Source organism: Herbaspirillum sp. SJZ106, assembly GCF_006715495.1.
Classification (GTDB): Bacteria; Pseudomonadota; Gammaproteobacteria; order Burkholderiales; family Burkholderiaceae_D; genus Herbaspirillum.
Genome location: NZ_VFNI01000001.1, coordinates 155,318 through 175,154, shown reverse-complemented (window position 1 = coordinate 175,154; position 19,837 = coordinate 155,318). Strand labels below are relative to the sequence as shown.

The following is a 19,837-nucleotide window of genomic DNA, read 5'->3' as shown; positions in this document are numbered from 1 at the left end:
ACAGAACGCCGGCGGCATTGTCCCTCGCTCCCTATCTCCCGGTCATTTCAGCCAGGTCATCTGTGCCGTCTTGCCATCGAGATAGCCTGCGTTTGCCTCGGCGACTTCCCGGGTGTAGTCCCACAACGCCCGGATGCGCGCCAGCTCACGCCGCTCCGGCGGAGCGACCAGCCACAGCGAACGCGTGATGTCCACCTTATGCGGCAACACGGGGACGAGATTGTCGGTCACGTTGGCCAGGAAGCATGGGAGGATGGCAAGCCCAAGACCGGCTTTCACGGCCTGCGCCTGCGCCACGACGCTCGTACTCCGCAGGCATCGCTTGAGCGATGCCCCCCATTTATGCAGATGGAATTGCTGCGGCGAAAAAAGCAGGTCGTCGACGAAGTCGATCCACAGGTGATCCTGAAAATCCTCCGTGCGCCTGATCCGGGGATGACGCGCCAGGTACTCGGGAGTCGCATAGGGAAGCAATCTGTATTCCCCCAGCTTCCTGGTCACAAAACTGTTGGCTCTTGGCCGGTCGAGCGCCACTGACGTATCGACCTCCCTTTTCGAAATATTCAGTGACCTGGGAAGCGGCAGCACATCCATGGCGATGCCCGGATGACGCTGGCAGAAATTCGAAAGATGGGGCATCAGAAAGAAAGTCCCGAAAGCTTCCGTGGCGCCAATCCGGATCTCGCCGCTGAGTTCCATCCGGTCGCCCCCGGCCGCCTGGGACTCCATGACCGAGAAGGTGCTTTCAAGCTTTTCCGCATGCTCGAAGAGATGATGGCCGGCCGTCGTCAAACGCAGCCCCTGGGCGCTGCGGTCGAAGAGTTTTGAACCGACGTCCTTTTCGAGCTGCCTGATGCGGCGCGAGATCGTCGACTGGCTCATCTTCAGCAGATGGGCCGCCTCCACTCCCGACTGGGTACGTGCTGCGGCAAGGAATATCCTGAAATTGTCCCAATCGAAGTTGCTCATTGCAGCCTCCCTCGGCTATTCATATTTGCATAACCCAGTTTCATTTTCGTCTGTAGCAAATGCCAAATTTGCAAACTAAGATGATTATCACTTTTCAGGAAAAAGCAGCAAGCGGATTCGCACCGAAAGCTGCATCCATGATTTTCATCAGGAGACGACATTGAGCACCAGCCACGGCCATGCGGCCATCTGCCATTCGCCGTAAACCATTTCCCGCGGACGAGGCGCCACTCGTCCTCCATCGCTGCAGCCCGATTCAACGCCAACGCGCATCCAGCACGATGGCGCGGGCGGCTGCCGCCCCGACGGACAGGGCGGCCGGCCGATGGCCGTATTCCTTATCCCTCTTTTACGGAGCCCCCGTGACAACAGTTACACATCACTTTGCCGACCTGGATGACGTCAGTCTCCACTACCTCACTGCAGGAAGCGGCTTCCCCGTGGTCTTGCTGCATGGCATCCCCCAGACCTCCTACGAGTGGCGGTACGTCATCCCCCATCTGGCCAAAGATTACCGGGTCATTGCCCCCGATCTGCGGGGCCTGGGCGATTCGTCCAGGCCTGCTTCGGGTTACGACAAGAAAACGGTATCGAACGACGTATGGCGCCTGCTTGAGTCGCTTGGCATCGACAGTTTCCATCTGGTCGGGCATGACTGGGGCGGGCCGACGGCCTTCTCACTGGCCGCCCAGCATCGCGACGCCGTCAAGAAGCTCGCCATTCTCGACGTCGCCATCCCGGGAGACGGCGCCGATTTTTCGCAAGGTGGGCGGCGCTGGCACCACGCCCTCTTCCGCACCCCGGACCTGCCGGAGGCCCTGTTCCAGGACAGGGAGCGCCTGATCATCGATTGGTTCTTCGATAACTACGGCCACCGGCCGAACTGCATCGGCGATGAGGATCGCAAGGAATACATGCGCACCTACGCCAAGCCCGGGGCCATGCGGGCGATGTATTCCTTCTACCGCGCGCTGCCGCAGGACGCCGCCGACAACCGGCTAATGCTGCAAAGGGATGGAAAACTGAAAATGCCGGTGCTCGCGCTGGGAGGCGCCAAGGGATTCGGCCGGGCAATGGAGACCATGGAATCCCTCCAGAGAGTCGCCGAGGATGTCCGGGGCGGGCTGGTTCCCGACTCCGGACATTGGGTAACGGAAGAGCAGCCCGAATTTATCGCCAGGGAACTCCTGAAGTTCTTCGGCGAGAAGTAAGCAAAAAAGAAAATCGAGGAGACAACCATGAATACCAACCGACGCAAACTGATGATCACCGCCGCCAGCGCGGCCGGCGCCTGCATCGCATTGCCGTCCCTGGCCTGGGAACAGGCGCAGTTCAAGATGAAATGCGCCAACATCATGCCGGCCGACCATCCGCTCAATGTGCGCCTGACCGAGGCCAGCGCCAGGATCAAGGAGCAGACCAACGGCCAGGTCGACATCGCCGTCTTCCCGTTCAGCCAGTTGGGCACGGACGCGGACATGTTGTCCCAGGTACGGGCGGGCGCGATCGATATCTTCGTCCAGTCCGGGCTCATCCTGGGTTCGCTGGTGCCGGTGGCGGCGATCAACGGCATCGGTTTCGCATTTTCCGACTACTCCAAGGTGTGGCAGGCAATGGACGGCCCCTTGGGCAATCACATCCGGGCCGCCTTCCTGAAGTCGAACCTGATCGCGTTCGACAAGATGTGGGACAACGGCTTCCGGCAGGCACTGTCTACCGGAAAGCCCATCCGCACTCCGGACGACCTGAAGGCGTTCAAGATCCGGGTGCCTCCCAGCCCGCTCTGGACATCGCTTTTCAAGTCTCTGGGCGCGGCGCCGGTGTCCATTCCGTGGGCGGAGACCTACTCCGCGCTGCAAACCCGGATGGCGGACGGCATTGAGAACGCGCTGGCGACCATCTACTTCTCCAAGATGTATGAGATCTCCAAGCACGTCTCTTACACCAATCACATGTGGGATGGGTTCTGGACGGTTGCCAACAGGAAGTCATTGGAATCGCTGCCGGCATCGGCGCGGGAGATCGTTGTCAGGGAAATCAACGATGCGGCGGTCAAGGAGAGGGCCGATGTCGAGAAACTCAATGGGGCGCTGGTCACGCAGCTGGCGCAGAAAGGAGTCCAGTTCACCCAGGTCGACCGCGCACCGTTCCAGGAAAAATTGCGCCAGTCCGGCTTCTATACCGAGTGGAAACGCCGCATGGGCGATGAAGCATGGTCCTTGCTCGAAGCGACCACAGGCAAGCTTGCCTGACTAACCGACCTGACCGCCGGCGCGCTTTGCGGCCAGCCCTGCGGGACCGGCCCAGGCGCCGGCGTTGGCCCGGCACATCGCTGCGATTGCGCTTTTTCTATGAGGCCGGCGCAAGACCGGCAATTTGGTTTCGCGGGCCGCGGGGTATTTGCATTCCGGCTAAGTAAGGTTCAGTCCCCCGTCCGCTACCAGTATCTCCCCGGTGAGATACTGGTTATTGACCAGTGCCGCAACCAGATCGGCAATGTCATCCGGGGTTGCCGCCCTTTTCATCGGCGACCTGGTGCGCCAGAGCTCTTGTGCATGCTGCCACCCGGCCGTTAGCGGCGTGTCCACCAACCCGGGCGCAATTGCATTGACACGGATATCGGGCGCCAGCGAAAGCGCCAGCAGCCTGGTGACATGATTCAGGGCTGCCTTAGTCGCCGCATAAGGGATGGAAGCGCCCTTGGGGCGCACCCCGGCGTGAGAACTGATATTGACGACGCATCCCGCATGCCCCGTCCTTGCCGACGCGCGCAAGGCTTGCTCGGCCAGCGCAACCAGGTGATAGGGAGCGACCAGATTGACTTCGTTCAGCTCGCGCCACACATCGGAGGTAGCCGCCAGAAGATCGCTGTGCGCAATTATCCGGCTAATCCCGGCATTATTGACCAGGACATCCAGTCGGCCATAGCGTTCAAGCGCCTGCTCGACCAGATGGCGGCGATCCGCCTCAATCGAAAGATCCGCCTGGAAATAGACGGCATCGCGAAGCTCTCCGGCGATCTGCCGGCCGGCATCGACCGAGGAGCGTGAATGAACGACGACGGCATATCCCTCCCGGGAAAGTCTGCGCGCTATCGCCAGACCGATGCCGGAAGCTGAGCCTGTCACAAGTGCAACGGGGAGTTCTGAGATCATGGGTGCGAAAGATCAGGGGCAATCCCGACAAACTATCATTTGCACGCGCCAATAGTCCAGCCGTAAGTCGCAACTCCGGCGCAAGCAGCCCGCTGGTTAAGCCGATCCTCGTCCGGCGCGTTGCGCCGTGCGGGCCAAGCCGGGACGATGAGGCCGGCTTTCCCTTGCGCCTCAGCGTCGGTGCAGGCCGATATCGCGCTGGCGCTCACAGCATCTCCAGCGCCATGGCCGTGGCTTCGCCGCCGCCGATGCACAGGCTGGCGATCCCCTTCTTGCCGCCGGACTTTCTCAGCGCGCCGAGCAGGGTGACCAGGATGCGGGCGCCGGATGCGCCGATCGGATGTCCCAGGGCGCAAGCCCCGCCGTGGACATTCACCCGTTCAAGATCAAGGCCAAGATCGAACGCGGCCGCCATCGGCACCACCGCAAACGCCTCGTTGATCTCGAACAGATCGATCTCGTCGACGCCAAGGCCGGTCTTCTGGAACAGTTTTCTCATGGCGCCCACCGGCGCCGACGGGAATTTTGCCGGAGTGCCGGCGTAAGCGGCATGGCCGATGATCCGGGCGACAGGTTCCAGCCCGAGCCTTTCCGCCACAGACGCGCGCGCCAGCACCAGCGCCGCGGCCCCGTCGGAAATCGACGACGAATTGGCCGCAGTGACGGTGCCGCCAGGCTTGAAGGCAGGCTTGAGGGACGGCACACGCTCCAGGTTCACGGCGAAAGGCCCCTCGTCCTTTTCCACGACGACGGCGCCTTTCTTTCCGTCGACCTTGATGGGCGCGATTTCCCAGTCGAAACTCCCATCCAGGCTGGCGTTCTTTGCACGGACGGTGGAACGGATGCTATAGGCGTCCTGGTCCTCCCGCGAGAAGCGGTAACTTTCCGCACACTCCTCGGCAAAGCATCCCATCAGGCGGCCCCGGTTCTCATCCGAGTAGGCATCCTCCAGTCCATCCAGGAACATGTGATCGAGCAGCCTGTCGTGCCCCAGCCGATAGCCGCGGCGCGCTTTCGGCAACAGGTAGGGCGCGTTGCTCATCGACTCCATACCGCCCGCCACGACGATGGATGAGGTGCCGGCCAAAATGCTGTCGTGGCCGAGCATGACGGACAGCATGGCCGAACCGCAGACCTTATGGATGGTGGCGCAGGCGACGCTGGCAGGCAGCCCCGCCCGCAACACGGCCTGGCGCGCCGGCGCCTGTCCCAGGCCTGCTTGCAGGACGCACCCCATCAGGGCCTGTTCGACCAGCCCCGGATCGATGCGCGATCGGGCCAGGGCCGCTTCGATGGCATGGCCGCCGAGCTGCGGGCCGGACAGGTCGGCGAAAGCCCCCTGGAAGCTCCCCATGGGAGTCCGGGCGGCGGAAACGATGACGATCGGATCGTGTGACATTGCTTGCTCCTGGCAATGGGCAGAGGGTGGGGGAAAAGTGAAACAAAGACGGGCCATCGGGACATTACCTGGCGGCCATTCGCAGCGCGCCATCCACGCGGATGACTTCGCCGTTCAGATAGCGGTTTTCCAGGACGTGCATCACCAGCGAAGAAAATTCGGCCGGCTTGCCCAGGCGCGGCGGGAAAGGAACGGTCTTCCCGAGCGATTCGAGGACTTCGTCCGGCATCTCCAGCATCATCGGCGTCTCAAAGATGCCCGGCGCGATCGCCACCACGCGGATACCGTATTTGGCCAGGTCGCGCGCCAGCGGCAAGGTCATGGCAACGACACCGCCTTTTGACGCCGCATAGGCGGCTTGCCCCATCTGGCCATCGAAGGCGGCCACCGACGCGGTATTGACAATGACCCCGCGCTCACCGGATTCACCAGGGTCGTTTTCACGCATTGCCTGGGCCGCAAAGCGCGCCATATTGAACGTGCCGACCAGATTGATGTCCAGGGCGCGTACAAAGCTGTCCAGGCGGTGCGGCCCTGACTTGCCCAACAGCTTTTCGGCCGGCGCGATGCCGGCGCAGTTGATGAGGCCCGCCACTTCCCCCATCGAACGTGCGACCGCAAACGCTTGCGCTGCGCTAGTTTCGTCCCGCACGTCGGTTTGAACGAACCTGGCATGACCGCCCAGCGCTGATTCCGCCTTTTGGCCGGCGACCGGATTGACATCGGCCAAAACCACCTGGCCGCCAGCGGCAACCAGCGCCCTCGCCGTAGCCGCCCCCAATCCGGATGCGCCCCCGGTCACGACATACACGCCTGCCTTGATTCCCATTGTTGCTCCTTTGGTGCTTTCTTATGAAACGGTTTGCGCGTTCGGCGATGGCTTCGCCACAGAGCGGTCGCCGGCAAGATCGTGGTTAATGAGCATGACTGCGACGGCGCCGACCAGGCCGGCCACGGCAATGCCGAAGAAGTTCTGCTCCAGGGGAAGCTGCAGGGAGACGAGGAAACCGATCAGCACAGGTGCAATGATGGCCCCGAGCCGCCCGACCCCGGATGCGAAGCCGACGCCGGTGGAGCGGATGGCCACCGGATAGAACTCGCCGGCATAGGCGTACGCCAGCAGTTGGGTGCCAAGCGTGGATGCGCCGACGACGAAGACAACCGCGAACAACAGCCAGGTTTCCTTGGCATAGCCCATCAGCGTGAGCGACACGGCGCCCACCACGTAGAACGCCACCAGGACATGTTTGATGTTGAACTTGTCGCCAAGCCAGCCGCCGCCCACCGCGCCCACCATTGCCCCGAAATTGAAGACCAGGACGAAGTTAAGCGCGGAGCCCAGGCTATAGCCGGCCATGGCCATGAGCTTGGTCAACCAGGAACTCAGCGAGTAGACCATGAAGAGGCCGGTGAAATAAGCGAGCCAGATCATCAGGGTGCTGAAGCCGCGGCCGTTGGCAAACAGCATCTTCACCGGCGCATTTGCCACCCGCTCAGCGACGGGCAGCACAAATTCCTCGTTGCCGGACAATCCGAGGCCGGGATCGATCTTGCGAACGATTTCCGCCAGCTTGTCTTGGCGCCCCTTGCGATGCAGCGTGGCCATCGATTCAGGCATGGTCTTCAGAATGAAGGGAATCAGCAGGACAGGCAGACCTGCCACCAGGAACACCGACTGCCAACCGTACGCCTCGATCAGCTGTTTTCCGGTGAGGGCGACCAGCACGCCGCCGACCGAATACCCGGCGAAAACGATGGTCACGAGACGCGCACGGACTTTCACCGGCGAGAATTCGCCCATCTGCGCGGTGACCACCGGCAGAACCCCGCCGATCCCCAAACCCGCGAGGAAGCGAAGCACGCTGAAGGTAATGGGGTCATGCGCGAGCCCTGCCGCCGCCGTGAAGACGCTGAAGGTCGCGACCCCGACGGCCAGCATCAATGGCCGCCCGATCTTGTCCGCGAGCGTGCCGAAGAACATCGCGCCGAACATCATGCCGAAAAGCGCGGAACTGGCCATGAAGCCGGCCTTGGAGGCGTCGACGCCCATCTCCTTCATGATTGACGGCAGGGCCGCGCCAACGACAGCGAGATCATAGCCGTCGAGGACAAGAATCAACACGCCCCAGAACAGGATGAGCTTGTGAAACCTGTTGAATTTGGCGCCATTGGCCACCTTGATTACATCGATTTGCTGCATGTCATCCTCCTTATTTTTTGTAGGCGCTACTTGAGGTGCTACTTGCTATAGAACTTCGTGAATGAAGCGACTCCTTCCCGTTTCGTGACCAACGTGTTTTCAATTTTTTCTTTGTCTGCGTAACCGAGGCTCATGCCCACAATGAACATCTCCGTCGACGGGATATCCAGTTCCGCGCCAATGATCTTGTGGTACTTCATGAACGCGGCCTGGGGACAGGTATCCAGTCCATGGGCGCGGGCCGCCACCATGACGTTCTGCATGAACATGCCGACGTCCAGCAGGCTTCCCTGTTGCATGACGCGATTGACGGTGAAAAACAGGCCGACCGGGGCATCGAAGAACGAATAGTTCCGGCCGTGCTGAAGGTGCATGCGCTCCTTGTCGCCCTTCCGGATATCGAGCAGGCCATACAGGTTCCATCCGACTTCACGCCTTCTGTCGATATAAGGAGATATCCAATCCGTCGGGTAGTACTCCCATTCGTCCTTATGCTGGGCGGCCAACACGGGGTTGTCGTCCACTTCGCGGATGGCGGCGCACAACCTTTCCTTGGCGGCGCCTGTCACCACGTACACGTGCCAGGGCTGGAGATTCACGCCGGTCGCGGCAAACCGGGCCACGTCCAATATTTCTTCAATCGTCTCTCTTGGCACCGCGGCAGGCAGAAATGCGCGAATGCTGCGCCGCGTTGCGATCGCCCATTCGACGGCCGCGCGCAACGATTCCTCGTTCATCGGGGGAGGTCCTTCTCGGTCCATCTTCATCTCCTGTGTGTTTTTAATTCGCCGATGACCGTTCGGCGCAGTGACGGAGATTAGAGGCGATGATGGATGCGCGCTGTCCTGTTCAAGACATTGTCCTGTTCAAGACAGTCAAGGCAGAGAAGCGGCAAATGAGGCGCAATGTCTCGTTCAGGACAGTCTTGCGCCGTCGTCCGCACCTACAGTAGCCCCTGAGACAGAGGCGCTTCTGCGTTTGGAAAAAGTGCAGAAATCGCCGCATCCAATAAATCTAAATAATTCAGGAGACACCAGATGCAAAACTCCATCTATGGGAAGGGGCTTTCCCGTACGCCGGCCAATCATTTGCCATTGACGCCATTACATTTCCTCGACCGCAGCGCCGAACAGTATCCCGACCGGATTGCCGTAGTGCACGGCAGCTTTGAGCAAACCTGGCGCGAAACGCGCCTGCGCTGCCGCCGCCTGGCCAGCGCACTGGTCAAGCGCGGCATACAGGCCGGCGATACCGTCTCGATCCTGGCGCCCAATACGCCGGCCATGCTGGAGGCCCACTTCGGCATACCGCTTAGCGGAGCGGTTTTGAACAGCATTAACTGCAGGCTGGATCCGGACGGCGTCCGATTCATCCTTGAGCATGGCGAATGCAAAATTCTCCTGGTCGATCGCGAGTTCTCGGATCTGGTTTCGCAGGCTGTAGCATCCCTTCCCGGCAAGCCGCTGATCGTCGACATTAACGACCTGGAGGCGCCTCCCGGCAATGCGATCGGGGAACTGGACTACGAGGCCTTATTGGCGGAAGGAGATCCGGATTTCCCCGGGGTGTGGCCGGCGGACGAATGGGATGCCATCGCCCTGAATTACACCTCCGGGACGACATCCGATCCGAAGGGCGTCGTTCCCAGCCACCGCGGCGCCTATGTGATGAGCATGTTGCAGCTGACCGACTGGGGCATGCCGCGCAATCCGACCTACCTGTGGACGCTTCCCATGTTCCACGCCAACGGCTGGTGCTTTACCTGGGCGGTCACCGCCGCGGCCGGAACCCATGTGTGCATGCGCAAGGTGACCGCGAAGAATATCTTCGACGCCATTGCCGACCATGGCGTCGATCATTTCTGCGCGGCGCCTATCGTGCTGGCCTCCATCGCCAGCGCGCCCGAATCGGAAAAACGGCCGCTGCCGCGCACCGTCCGCATTCGGACGGCGGGTTCGCCGCCGCCGGCGGCGGTACTGAAGGCGGTGCTGGCGCTGGGCTTTGAAGTGGAGCACGTATATGGGATCACCGAGGCTTCCGGCACCCCTGTGAGCTGCTACATCCATCCCGAATGGTCGGCGCTGGACAAGGATGAGCAATCCCGCCTGATGGCGCGGCAAGGCAATCGGTCGGCAGCGCTGGAGGCCTTGATAGTGGCCAATCCGGAGACGCTCGAACCGGTACCGTTCGATGGCCGTACGCAAGGCGAACTGCTCCTCAAGGGCAACATCGTCATGAAGGGCTACCTGAAGAACGAGGAAGCGACGAGGAACGCCTTTGCGGGAGGCTGGTTCCACACTGGCGATGTCGCCGTGGTTCATCCGGACGGCTATGTCCAGATCACCGATCGCGCGAAAGATGTGATCATCTCGGGCGGAGAAAATATCTCCTCGGTCGAAGTGGAGGACATTCTGCACCGCCACCCGGCAGTCCTGATCGCCGCGGTCGTATCCCAGCCAGACGCCAAATGGGGCGAAACGCCGTGCGCCTTTATCGAACTCAAGGAGGGCGTCCAAAAGCCGGCAGAAGAAGAAATCATCGAATTCTGCCGAGCGCGCCTGGCCCGCTTCAAATGTCCGAAACGCGTAGTGTTCTGTCCGCTGCCCAAGACCGGAACCGGCAAGATCCAGAAGTTCAAGCTACGGGAACAAGCCGGCAGCAAGGCGGCAATCACCGAATTGGCCAAGGCCTGATGACGAACGGCGCCCACAGGCGCCGTTTCATTTTTCATGGAGGCGATGCGCTCCCGCATCACTCGTCCTGGCGCGCAAACTCCCGCAGCCGGGGAAGGTCGAGGATGACGACGGAGCCGTATTCCACGGCCAGCATCTTTGCGTCCGCCAGTTCACGCAAAGCCCGGTTGGTGTTTTGGCGAGACAGGCCGGAAAGGCGCCCGATCTCCTCTTGGGATAACCGCAGCGTCGGCTCGGTCGATGGATACAGCTGGGGATTGAACAGTTCCGAAAGGCAAAATGCAACGCGTGCGGGCGCCTCACGCAACCGCCGGTTCTCGATCAGGGCCACGTAATAGCCGCAGCGCCAGTTCAGCTGGTCGATCACGAAGCGGCTGAAAGAAGTGCTCTCCGCCAGCAGCCATTCGAATGTCGTTCGCGGCACAAAGGCCAGCTTGCTGTCCCGGATGGCCACTATCGAGTAAGGGCGCGGTTCATTCTTGAGCACCGCGCCTTCGCCAAACCAGGCGCCGCCCGGGACGCCGGCGAAGGTGGTGGATCTGCCATCGGGCGAAACCGTATCCACCTTGATCATTCCCTCGATGAGTCCAAACCAGTGGTCTGCCAGGCTCCCGCGGGGGAAGATGATGGCTCCGCTAGGATAGGCCCGTTCGTAAATATCCTGACGCAGGCGATCCATCTGGCCGGCGGTCAAGGTGGACGGCCAGCGCGACTTTTCCAGGAAGGCGACAAGTTCAGGAGACAGCGGCATTCGGCGTACGATTCATGGCAAAGGACATGCGCCAGTATGCATCAAGACACACCGCAATGAATGGGCATTTTTGCCCCATCGCGACAGCGGGCGCCGGCGTTGTGCTGGCCCGGCAGCAGGAATACCTGCAAGGCCATGGCAACCATATGATGCCCGCGCCGACCAAGCTCCAACCTTCAAGCAACGCTACTTCAAAATATTTTTTCCAATTTCACCCATCCTGCTTTTCAAAAACATTTTTTTGATAATAAACCGAGGTATTTTTCATTATCCAGCCCGCTTCGCCGATGGGATACTGCTGCGCGCAGTCGTTGGAAAACTTCCCTCGAATAAGGTATGGCGCGCCGCGCCGCCCTTCTCTTTATTGCGCAAGGTGGAACCGTCATGAAAACCGTCCTGGCGCTACGCCATACGCCCTTCGAAGACCTGGGAGTCTTCGAGCCGCAATTCAGGAAAATGGGATTCGCCGTCCGCTACCTGGACGTCGGCGTCCAGCCGCTGTGCGCCGAGTCGCCGCTGGATGCCGATATCGCGGTCGTCCTGGGCGGCCCGGTATCGGCGCGGGACATCCCGCGCTACCCGTACCTGGGCGAAGAGATCGCCTGGCTGCGCGCCAGGCTCATCGACGACATGCCGACGCTGGGCATCGCGCTGGGCGCCCACCTGATCGCCATCGCCCTGGGCGCCGGCATCCAGCCCGGCGCCGGGGATATCGGCTGGACCACGCTGGCCGCGGGCGCCGATGCCTGTGCCGGCTACCTGCGGCCCTTGCTGGAGCCGGGCATCCGCGTCATGCAATGGCATGCGGACCGTTTCGGCCTGCCGCCCAATGCGCGCCATCTGGCCGCTTCCGCCCACAACCCCGACCAGGCCTTTGCCTGGGGCCGCAATTGCCTTGCCCTGCAATTCCACCCGGAACTGGATGCCGCCAAGATCGAACGCTGGCTGATCGCCGGCGGCCCTGAGATTGCGCGCATGCCGGGTTTCGACATCGCGCGCTTCCGCAGCGACAGCGAGCGCTATGGGCCGCCCCTGCGCAAGGCGGCGCAAGAATTCCTGTTCCGATGGATCAGGCAGCTCGACAGCGATCCGCGCCACAGCATGACGGCCGCGGCCGCCGGCATCGATCGCCTGGCCAGCCTGCCATAGCGCCGCCGCGCGATCCCGGGCGGCAGCATGGGGCTTGCGATGGAGTTTGCGCACTGCTGATAGAATCTCCACTCCCTCCCCTGCCAGCCCTGAAGACGAGCCAAATGGACGCCCTATTCTTTATTCCCGTCGCCATCATGCTGGCGCTGGTTCCCGGTCCGAACAACTTTTGCGCGTTGAACAACGGCATCCGGCACGGTATCGGGGCGGCCTTGCTGGCGACATTCGGCCGGGTGGCCGCATTCGCCATTTTCCTGACGGTTTCCGCCGTCGGCCTGGGCGCCATGCTGCTGGCCTCGGAGACGGCGTTTACGGCGGTCAAGTGGGTGGGCGCCGTCTACCTGTTCTATCTCGGCTGGCGCGCCTGGCGCAGCCGCGAATTCCAGGGGCTGGAACTGGCCGACGGCATGGCCTCATCGACCGCTGCGGGAAAAGCCGGCCAGGCGCATAAAGGCGTGCGCGCGCTGGCCATGCAGGAATTCCTGCTCGGTATCACCAATCCCAAGGCCATCATGCTGTTCGCGGCGATCTTCCCGCAATTCATCAACCAGTCCCGGCCGGCGGCGCACCAGTTCCTGGTGCTGGGATCGATCTACCTGGGCGCCGAATTCGTTTCCAGCACCGTCTATGCCGCTTGCGGCAGGCAGATTCGCCATTTCATCCGCACCTCGCGCGGCGTGGCGCGCCTGAACAAGGCCACTGGCGGCTTCTTCATCGGCGCCGGCGCATTGCTGCTGGCGGCGCGCCAATAAGGTCCCGCCCAGGATCGGCCAGGAATCTGTTTCACTCCCCGGCCACACGCACCACCAGCTTGCCGAAATTGCGCCCCCGCTGCAAACCGATGAACGCGGCGGGCGCGTTCTCCAGACCATCGACGATATCCTCTCGCAGCTTCACCTTGCCGGCGGCATGCCATGCCAGCATGTCCCGGCGGAAGGCATCGAAGCGCGTGGCGTAGTGGTCGAGGATGATGAAGCCCTGCATGCGGATGCGCCTGGCCAGCAGGGTCGCCATCCATCCCGGCAAGCGGTCTGGGCCGACCACCGTCTTTTCGTTGTAGTGCGCGATGAAACCGCAGACCGGCACGCGCGCATTCAGGTTGAGCAACGGATGCACGGCATCGAACACCGCGCCGCCGATGCTTTCGAAATACACATCGATGCCGTCCGCGCAGGCGGCCGTAAGCTGCTGCGCAAACTGCGGATCGCGATGGTCGAGGCAAACGTCGAAACCGAGTTCTTCCACCGCATAACGGCATTTGTCAGGGCCGCCGGCGATGCCGACCACGCGCGCCCCCTTGAGTTTGGCGATCTGGCCCGCCACCGCCCCGACGGCGCCGGTGGCGGCGCCGATCACCACCGTTTCGCCCGGCTTGGGTTCGCCGATATCGAGCAAGCCGACATAGGCCGTGAACCCCGGCATGCCGAGTCCGCCCAGCGCCAGCGAAGGCTGCCCAAGATCGCCCACGGGCATCAGGTCGCTGCCGTCGGAGATCGCGTAGTCCTGCCACCCGGCGTTGCCGACCACCAGCTCGCCAGCCTTGAAACGCGGATGGCGCGATTGGACGACCCGGCTGACCGTGCCGCCGACCATGGTCGCGCCCAGGGGCATGGGGTCGGCATAGCCCGGCCCGACTTCTTCCATCAGGTTGCGCATGTAGGGATCGAGCGAGAGCCATAGCGTGCGCAACAGCACTTGCCCTTCCTGCGGCGCCGGAAGCGGGGCTTGCTCCAGGCGGAAATCGGCTGGCACAGGCACGCCGCGTGGACGGGCCGCCAGGACGATGCGGCGGTTGACGGAAAGATCGGTTGGCATGATATGCGTGTCAGTCGTCGGTGAAAGAAATGTGGCGCTCGATGCCGGCCTCATGCGCTTCCAGGCGTTTCAGGCGTTCTCGATACGCGCCGGGCGCGGGCCGTAGCGCAATGTCAGCAAGGTGCCGAGCATGATTGCGATGGCCGCGAAGATCGGGCCGCCCAGCGCGCCGACCTGGTCGACCAGGATGCCGCCGCCGATGGCGCCGCTGGCGATGGCTATCTGGAAGGCCGCCACCAGCAACCCGCCCGCGCCTTCCGCATGGTCCGGCGCGGCACGCACGATCCAGGTCTGGAAACCGACCGGGAAGGCGCCGAAGGCAAAGCCCCACAGCGCGATCGACACCGCCGCCACCGTGGACGAGGCGCCGGCCACCCACAGCGCGACGGCCAGCACGGTAATCAGCGCGCCGCCGAACACGATGGCATGGCGCTCGCTGCGTTCGGCGATGAAGGCGCCGGCGAAGTTGCCGAAGAAACCGCCGATGCCATAACCCAGCAGCACCGCCGAAATAGTGGCCACCGACAGGTGCGTGATGTGTTCCATCAGCGGACGGATATAGGTGAACCCGGCGAAGTGGCCCGAAATCACCAGCAGCACGGCCAGCAAGGCGACCCGCACATGGGAACGGCCCAGCAGCTCGAACAGCACCTTCAGGTTAGGGTTGTCCTTGGGCGGCAGCTTGGGGATGGCGAAGATCTGCACGGCCAGGGTCGCCACGCTCACGATGCCGGCGGCGACGAAGGCGCTGCGCCAGCCCCACAGGTTGCCCATATAGGCGCCGATGGGGGCGGCGCAAACGGTCGCCACGGACACGCCGGTGAGGATCAGGGACATCGCGCGGGCGAACACGTTTTCCGGCACCAGGCGCATCGCCAGCGCGGCGGCCATCGACCAGAAACCGCCCAGCGCCACGCCCAGCATCACGCGGGAGACCAGCCGCACCGGAAGGTTGCTGGCGGTCGCGGCCAGCACGTTGGACAGCACCAGCAGCATGGTCAAGACCAGCACCACCCGCTTGCGGTCGAAGTTGCGCGTCAGCACCGGGATCGTCGGCGCGGCAATGGCGCCCACGATTGCGGTGGCGGTCACGGCCTGGCCGGCGGCGCCATCGGACACGCCAAGGTCGGTGGACATGGCCGTCAACAGGCTGGCCGGCAGGAATTCGGCGGTCACCAGGCCGAACACGCCCAGCGCCAGGCTGGCGATGCCGAGCCAGTTGGCGCGGCCGGCCGCGCCGGCGTCGGCGTCAGGCCCCCCGGCCGGAGTGGCCGGGGTGCCCGCATATTGCGAGTCGGGGCATTCGATGCAGATGGATTCAGGCATAACGGATCTCAACAGAGTATGGAAACCGCAGTTTATGGGGGATGGACTGGACTTTCCATGCCATTAACGTCTATTCTCATGACTATTCGTCCAAGACCGACAAACCTGAGCAAGAGGCGCCCACATGGCCGACAAAGACATCCCCGATACCCTGACCGACATCCTCCTGGGCCTGCGCCTGGACGGGGTGGAATATGGCCGCTGCGTGACGCACGAGCCTTGGGCGGTGGCGTTTCCGCCCAGGCCCGAGGCCACTTTCCATTTCATCGCCCAGGGCAATTGCTGGATGCGCACGCAAACCACCGACTGGATGCCCCTGCATGCCGGCGACGCCTTGCTGTTGCCGCGCAGCACCTTCCATGTCATGGCCAGTTCGCCGGAAGTGCCGTCCGTGGATATCGATACGCTGGCGCGCAAGGTGCTGTCGGAGAATCTCTACCTGGTCAATGACGTGGGCCATTCCAGCTCCTGCGCGCGTGATGCCCGGGCCGCGGCGGCCGTGGAGAGCGCCGCCCTTGAGGCGGAACCGTCGCACATATTGTTCACCGGCACGATGCGCTTCAACCTCGACCCCTTGCACCCGCTGCTGGCGATGATGCCCGACGTCATGCGCGCCCGCGACCTGCAGCAAAGCGACCCGGCGGTGCTGTCGATGCTGGAGGCGATGGAACGCGAGGTGACCTTGAACCGCATCGGCGCCTGCGGCATCCTGGCGCGCCTGGCTGATGTGCTGGCGGCTAGCATCATCCGCGCCTGGGTCGAATGCGCCTGCAGCGACGCCACCGGCTGGATCGCCGCGGTGCGCTGCCCGCAGGTCGGACGGGTGCTGGCGGCGGTGCATCGCCAACCCGAACGCGAATGGTCGGTGGCGGAGCTGGCCGATGTGATGGGAACGTCGCGCTCCAGCTTCATCGAGAAATTCTCCAGCACCGTCGGCGAGACGCCGGCCAAGTACGTGGCTCGCGTCAAGATGTTCCAGGCGCGCCACTGGATCGCGCGCGAAGGCATGCGCGTGGCGGTGGTCGCCAACCGGCTCGGCTACGATTCGGAGGCCTCGTTCAGCCGCGCCTTCAAGCGCATCATCGGCCATCCGCCCAGCGAAGCGCGCTTCGGATAAGCAGATAAGCAGGCTAGAATCCCGCCACCCAATCTAATCCAATCCAATTCATCCCACCGACACAAAGGATTTTTCCATGACAGACAAGGTTGCCCTGATCACCGCCGGCGGCAGCGGCATGGGCGCCGCCGCCGCCAAGAAACTGGCGGCCGACGGCTACAAGATCGCCATTCTCTCCTCCTCCGGCAAAGGCGAGGCGCTCGCCAGGGAGCTGGGCGGCATCGGCGTGACCGGATCGAACCAGTCGACCGACGACCTCAAGACGCTGGTCGACCGCGCGGCGGCGCAATGGGGCCGCATCGATGTGCTGGTCAACAGCGCTGGACACGGCCCGCGCGCGCCGATCCTGGAGATCAGCGACGACGACTGGCACCGCGGCATGGAGACCTATCTCCTGAACGTGATCCGCCCGGCCAGGCTGGTGACGCCGTTCATGCAACGGCAACAAGGCGGCGCCATCATCAACATTTCCACCGCCTGGGCGTTCGAGCCCAGCGACATGTTCCCGACCTCGGCGGTGTTCCGCTCGGGCCTGGCGGCGTTCACCAAAATCTTCGCCGACACCTACGCCAGGGACAATATCCGCATCAACAATGTCCTGCCGGGCTGGATCGACAGCCTGCCCGCGCGCGAGGAACGCCGCGCCAGCGTGCCCATGCAGCGCTACGGGAAAAGCGAGGAAATCGCGGCGACCGTTGCCTTCCTCGCTTCCGAAGGGGCGGCCTATATCACGGGACAGAACATCCGCGTGGATGGCGGCTTGACCAGGTCGGTCTGAAGCGCCGGCGGCAGGCGCGGCGGATCAGATCACGAAGAATCCGTGCGTGCCGTCGCGCCCCAGTTGCTCGACCAGGCCGAACTCCCAGTCGAGATAAGCCTGCATGGCGCTGGCCGCATTGTCGGTGCCCTCATACGGCCGGCGATAGCGGTCGATGCGGGCCGACAGCAAGGTCTCCTCGCCGGCGGCGAAACCGAAGCCGGCACGCTCCCAGGCCGCATTGCCGCCTTCCAGCAGGTACACCGGCTGCGCTACCAGCGCCTGTAAATCGGCCACCGCGAACTGCGCCAGCAAGGACGTGCCGCAGGTCAGCACATAGCGCGAAGCCGATGGAAAGTTGCGGGCCACAGCTTCAATCTGCGAGCGCAGCACGAACCACGCTCCCGGGATATGGCGCGCCACATAACGCGCGCTCAGCGAGACATCCAGCAGCACCGTATCCCGATCCTGCTCCAGCCAGGCCTTGAGTTGGGCCGGCGCAATGCGCTGTTGCGGCGACACCCCGGACTCGGGCACCGGACGCGGCGCCTCGCCGGCAACGGCAAAGTCGGCGGCCGCAAAGCCATCGGCGACATACACTTCCCACGCCATCTGTGCCAGCCAGGAGGCGGTCATGTTGGCGCGCACGCCGTCGTCGTCGGCCAGCACGATGCGCGCGCCGCGCACCGGCGCATTCATCTCGGTCTCCTGCACCAGTTGGCCGCCGGGCGCGGACAAAAAACCCGGCAGGTGGCCGGCGCGGTATTGCTCGGGCGTACGCACATCGAAACGGTAGACGGTGCGCCCCGGCGTCTCCAGCTCGGCCAGGCGGCCCGCATCGATGCGCCCGACGCCGGCGCGGTCGGCCACTGCGCGCGCCTGCTCCCGGGCCTGGCGCACCAGGGCCTCATCCACGGCCTCGGGAAAGCGCCGCTGCTGGCCGTGCTCCAGCGCCTGCCCCGCCAGCGTCCAGCCGATGGTGCCGTTGCGCAGCGCATGCACCGGATTGGCGATGCCGGCGTTGACCAGCGACTGCGTCCCGATGATGCTGCGCGTGCGGCCGGCGCAATTGACGATCACGCGCGTGGCCGGGTCCGGCGCCAATGCGCGCACGCGCAGCACCAGCTCGGCGCCGGGCACGCTGATCGAGCCGGGGATGTTCATGTTCTGGTATTCGTCGAAGCGGCGCGCATCCACCACCACCACATCTTCCTGCGCATCCAGCAAGGCCTTGACCTCTTGCGCCGACAAGGAAGGCGTATGGTGCTGCGACTCCACCAGCTCGCCAAAGGCCTTGCTGGGCACGTTCACATCCTGGAACAGCTCGCCGCCGGCCTCGCGCCAGCCGCTCACGCCGCCTTGCAGCACATGCACATCCGTGTAGCCCAACGCGCGCAGGCGCTGTGCCGCGCGCACGGCCAGGCCTTCGCCATCGTCCAGCGTGACGATGCGGGTGTCGCGGCGCGGGATGCGGGTCCAGGCATTGAGCTCCAGGTGGGAGAACGGGAAATTGGCGGCGAACAGCGGATGCGATTGCGCATGCGGCGCTTCTTCGCGCACGTCCAGCAGGGCGATTTCTTCCCGGGCCAGCAGCGCGGCGCGCACCTGGGCCGTCGAGATGGCGGGAATGGAAAGGGAAGCGGAGGAGATGCCTGTGGTCATGGATGATGGCTTGGTGATTGTTCGGATGAGAGGTCCCAGATGTTGGGAAGCGTGCTGTTGGAATAGCCCGAGATGAACGGCTTGCGCTGCCCGTCCGGCTGGTAGGTGGAGCGCCGCACCGCGCCGATGTTGGCGCCATACACATGGATGCTGATGGAGACCCGGTCGTCATAGGCGTTGCTGACCTGGTGCACGTCATGCAGCCCTGCGCCGTTGGGCGAGACGGCGTCCACCATCCCCGGCGCCAGCCGCACCGGCTGGCCGATCTTCTGCAAGCCGCCGGCCGCCGGCGCATAGGATTGCGCATGCTCGGCGCCGCGCAGCATGCCGATCAGTCCCCATACGGTATGGTCGTGGATGGGGGTACGCTGCCCCGGCCCCCAGACAAAACTGACGACGGAAAAGCGCTGCGCCGAATCGGCGTGCAGCAGGTATTGCCGGTAACGCTGCGCATCGGGCTGGGCGAATGCCTCGGGCAACCAATCGTCATGCGACACCAGTTCGCGCAGCAAGCCGCTGCCGGCATCGAGGATGACCGGCTCCGGCGGCGCGCCCGACAGCAACTGCGCGAACTGCGTCACGAAAGCACGCAGGCGCCAGAGCTGGCGGGCTTCCTGCGCTGGCTCATGTGCTGGCTCATTCACTGATTCCTGCACGGGCGCCGCTGTTGAAATATGGGGTGCTGCCATGTCCCGCTCCTCGATCAAGATTGTTAGGGCCTGTTAACATTTAATTTGCGAGATGCGTTGCCTGCCGTTGTTGCGGCTCCTTGCCGTAGCACCGCTACGACGCGTCGCCACGCCTAGGCAGACAACGCTTGCTGGACACTCGCACTCGCAAATTA

General features: G+C 63.5%; 19 protein-coding genes. 8 read left to right on the top strand and 11 right to left on the bottom strand.

Annotated features, from left to right (window positions below; all coding sequences use genetic code 11):
• Nucleotides 1-42: 42 nt before the first annotated feature.
• Nucleotides 43-969 carry a LysR family transcriptional regulator gene (locus tag FB598_RS00785; protein ID WP_141911646.1) on the bottom strand — a complete coding sequence of 309 codons (927 nt, stop codon included), beginning with the start codon at nt 967-969 and terminating at the stop codon, nt 43-45.
• A gap of 362 nt (nt 970-1,331) precedes the next feature.
• Here FB598_RS00785 and FB598_RS00780 point away from each other — a divergent pair, with 362 nt between their 5' ends.
• The gene (locus FB598_RS00780; protein ID WP_221628544.1) at nt 1,332-2,180 is read left to right on the top strand and encodes an alpha/beta fold hydrolase; all 849 of its coding nucleotides are present in this window, start codon (nt 1,332-1,334) and stop codon (nt 2,178-2,180) included.
• 27 nt (nt 2,181-2,207) lie between these two features.
• Nucleotides 2,208-3,221, top strand: coding sequence for a TRAP transporter substrate-binding protein (locus tag FB598_RS00775; RefSeq protein ID WP_141911643.1), 1,014 nt, complete (start codon nt 2,208-2,210; stop codon nt 3,219-3,221).
• Between the two features lie 159 nt (nt 3,222-3,380).
• Here FB598_RS00775 and FB598_RS00770 read toward each other — a convergent pair whose 3' ends face one another.
• From FB598_RS00770 to FB598_RS00750, 5 genes are all read right to left on the bottom strand, one after another.
• Complete coding sequence (locus tag FB598_RS00770) at nt 3,381-4,124, bottom strand: SDR family NAD(P)-dependent oxidoreductase (protein WP_141911640.1); 744 nt, start codon at nt 4,122-4,124, stop codon at nt 3,381-3,383.
• 205 nt (nt 4,125-4,329) lie between these two features.
• Complete coding sequence (locus FB598_RS00765; protein ID WP_141911637.1) at nt 4,330-5,523, bottom strand: acetyl-CoA C-acyltransferase; 1,194 nt, start codon at nt 5,521-5,523, stop codon at nt 4,330-4,332.
• A 64-nt stretch (nt 5,524-5,587) separates the two neighbouring features.
• Nucleotides 5,588-6,352, bottom strand: a complete 765-nt coding sequence (locus FB598_RS00760; protein WP_141911635.1) for an SDR family NAD(P)-dependent oxidoreductase — start codon at nt 6,350-6,352, stop codon at nt 5,588-5,590.
• Nucleotides 6,353-6,373: 21 nt separating this feature from the next.
• A complete protein-coding gene (locus FB598_RS00755) occupies nt 6,374-7,723 on the bottom strand; it encodes an MFS transporter (RefSeq protein WP_141911633.1) in 1,350 nt (449 codons plus the stop codon).
• A 38-nt stretch (nt 7,724-7,761) separates the two neighbouring features.
• Nucleotides 7,762-8,484 (bottom strand): nitroreductase, encoded by a 723-nt coding sequence (locus FB598_RS00750; protein WP_141911631.1) that lies wholly within the window; start codon nt 8,482-8,484, stop codon nt 7,762-7,764.
• A gap of 276 nt (nt 8,485-8,760) precedes the next feature.
• Here FB598_RS00750 and FB598_RS00745 point away from each other — a divergent pair, with 276 nt between their 5' ends.
• Nucleotides 8,761-10,416 (top strand): acyl-CoA synthetase, encoded by a 1,656-nt coding sequence (locus FB598_RS00745; RefSeq protein WP_141911628.1) that lies wholly within the window; start codon nt 8,761-8,763, stop codon nt 10,414-10,416.
• A gap of 58 nt (nt 10,417-10,474) precedes the next feature.
• On the opposite strand, the gene FB598_RS00740 is transcribed toward FB598_RS00745, so the two are convergent.
• Nucleotides 10,475-11,167, bottom strand: a complete 693-nt coding sequence (locus FB598_RS00740) for a Crp/Fnr family transcriptional regulator (protein WP_141911626.1) — start codon at nt 11,165-11,167, stop codon at nt 10,475-10,477.
• Nucleotides 11,168-11,181: 14 nt separating this feature from the next.
• Between FB598_RS00740 and FB598_RS00735 the strand changes: the two genes are divergently transcribed.
• The 3 genes from FB598_RS00735 to FB598_RS00725 all read left to right on the top strand — a co-directional run bounded on the left by FB598_RS00735 (nt 11,182) and on the right by FB598_RS00725 (nt 13,068).
• Nucleotides 11,182-11,412, top strand: coding sequence for a hypothetical protein (locus FB598_RS00735; RefSeq protein ID WP_141911624.1), 231 nt, complete (start codon nt 11,182-11,184; stop codon nt 11,410-11,412).
• Between the two features lie 139 nt (nt 11,413-11,551).
• Entirely contained in the window at nt 11,552-12,316 is a 765-nt protein-coding gene (locus FB598_RS00730; RefSeq protein ID WP_141911622.1) for a glutamine amidotransferase, read from the top strand.
• Between the two features lie 104 nt (nt 12,317-12,420).
• Complete coding sequence (locus FB598_RS00725; protein ID WP_141911620.1) at nt 12,421-13,068, top strand: LysE family translocator; 648 nt, start codon at nt 12,421-12,423, stop codon at nt 13,066-13,068.
• Nucleotides 13,069-13,099: 31 nt separating this feature from the next.
• Here FB598_RS00725 and FB598_RS00720 read toward each other — a convergent pair whose 3' ends face one another.
• The gene (locus tag FB598_RS00720; RefSeq protein ID WP_141911617.1) at nt 13,100-14,131 is read right to left on the bottom strand and encodes an NADP-dependent oxidoreductase; all 1,032 of its coding nucleotides are present in this window, start codon (nt 14,129-14,131) and stop codon (nt 13,100-13,102) included.
• Between the two features lie 69 nt (nt 14,132-14,200).
• A complete protein-coding gene (locus FB598_RS00715) occupies nt 14,201-15,457 on the bottom strand; it encodes an MFS transporter (RefSeq protein WP_141911615.1) in 1,257 nt (418 codons plus the stop codon).
• 124 nt (nt 15,458-15,581) lie between these two features.
• Here FB598_RS00715 and FB598_RS00710 point away from each other — a divergent pair, with 124 nt between their 5' ends.
• Nucleotides 15,582-16,574, top strand: a complete 993-nt coding sequence (locus FB598_RS00710) for an AraC family transcriptional regulator (protein ID WP_141911613.1) — start codon at nt 15,582-15,584, stop codon at nt 16,572-16,574.
• Nucleotides 16,575-16,650: 76 nt separating this feature from the next.
• Nucleotides 16,651-17,352, top strand: coding sequence for an SDR family oxidoreductase (locus FB598_RS00705; RefSeq protein WP_141911611.1), 702 nt, complete (start codon nt 16,651-16,653; stop codon nt 17,350-17,352).
• 24 nt (nt 17,353-17,376) lie between these two features.
• Here the strand turns inward: FB598_RS00705 and FB598_RS00700 are convergent, their stop codons facing one another.
• Both FB598_RS00700 and FB598_RS00695 read right to left on the bottom strand, forming a co-directional pair.
• Nucleotides 17,377-18,993 (bottom strand): rhodanese-related sulfurtransferase, encoded by a 1,617-nt coding sequence (locus tag FB598_RS00700; RefSeq protein ID WP_141911609.1) that lies wholly within the window; start codon nt 18,991-18,993, stop codon nt 17,377-17,379.
• The gene (locus FB598_RS00695) at nt 18,990-19,667 is read right to left on the bottom strand and encodes a cysteine dioxygenase (protein ID WP_370454986.1); all 678 of its coding nucleotides are present in this window, start codon (nt 19,665-19,667) and stop codon (nt 18,990-18,992) included. Before FB598_RS00695 ends, FB598_RS00700 begins: the two co-directional genes overlap by 4 nt.
• Nucleotides 19,668-19,837: the final 170 nt, after the last annotated feature.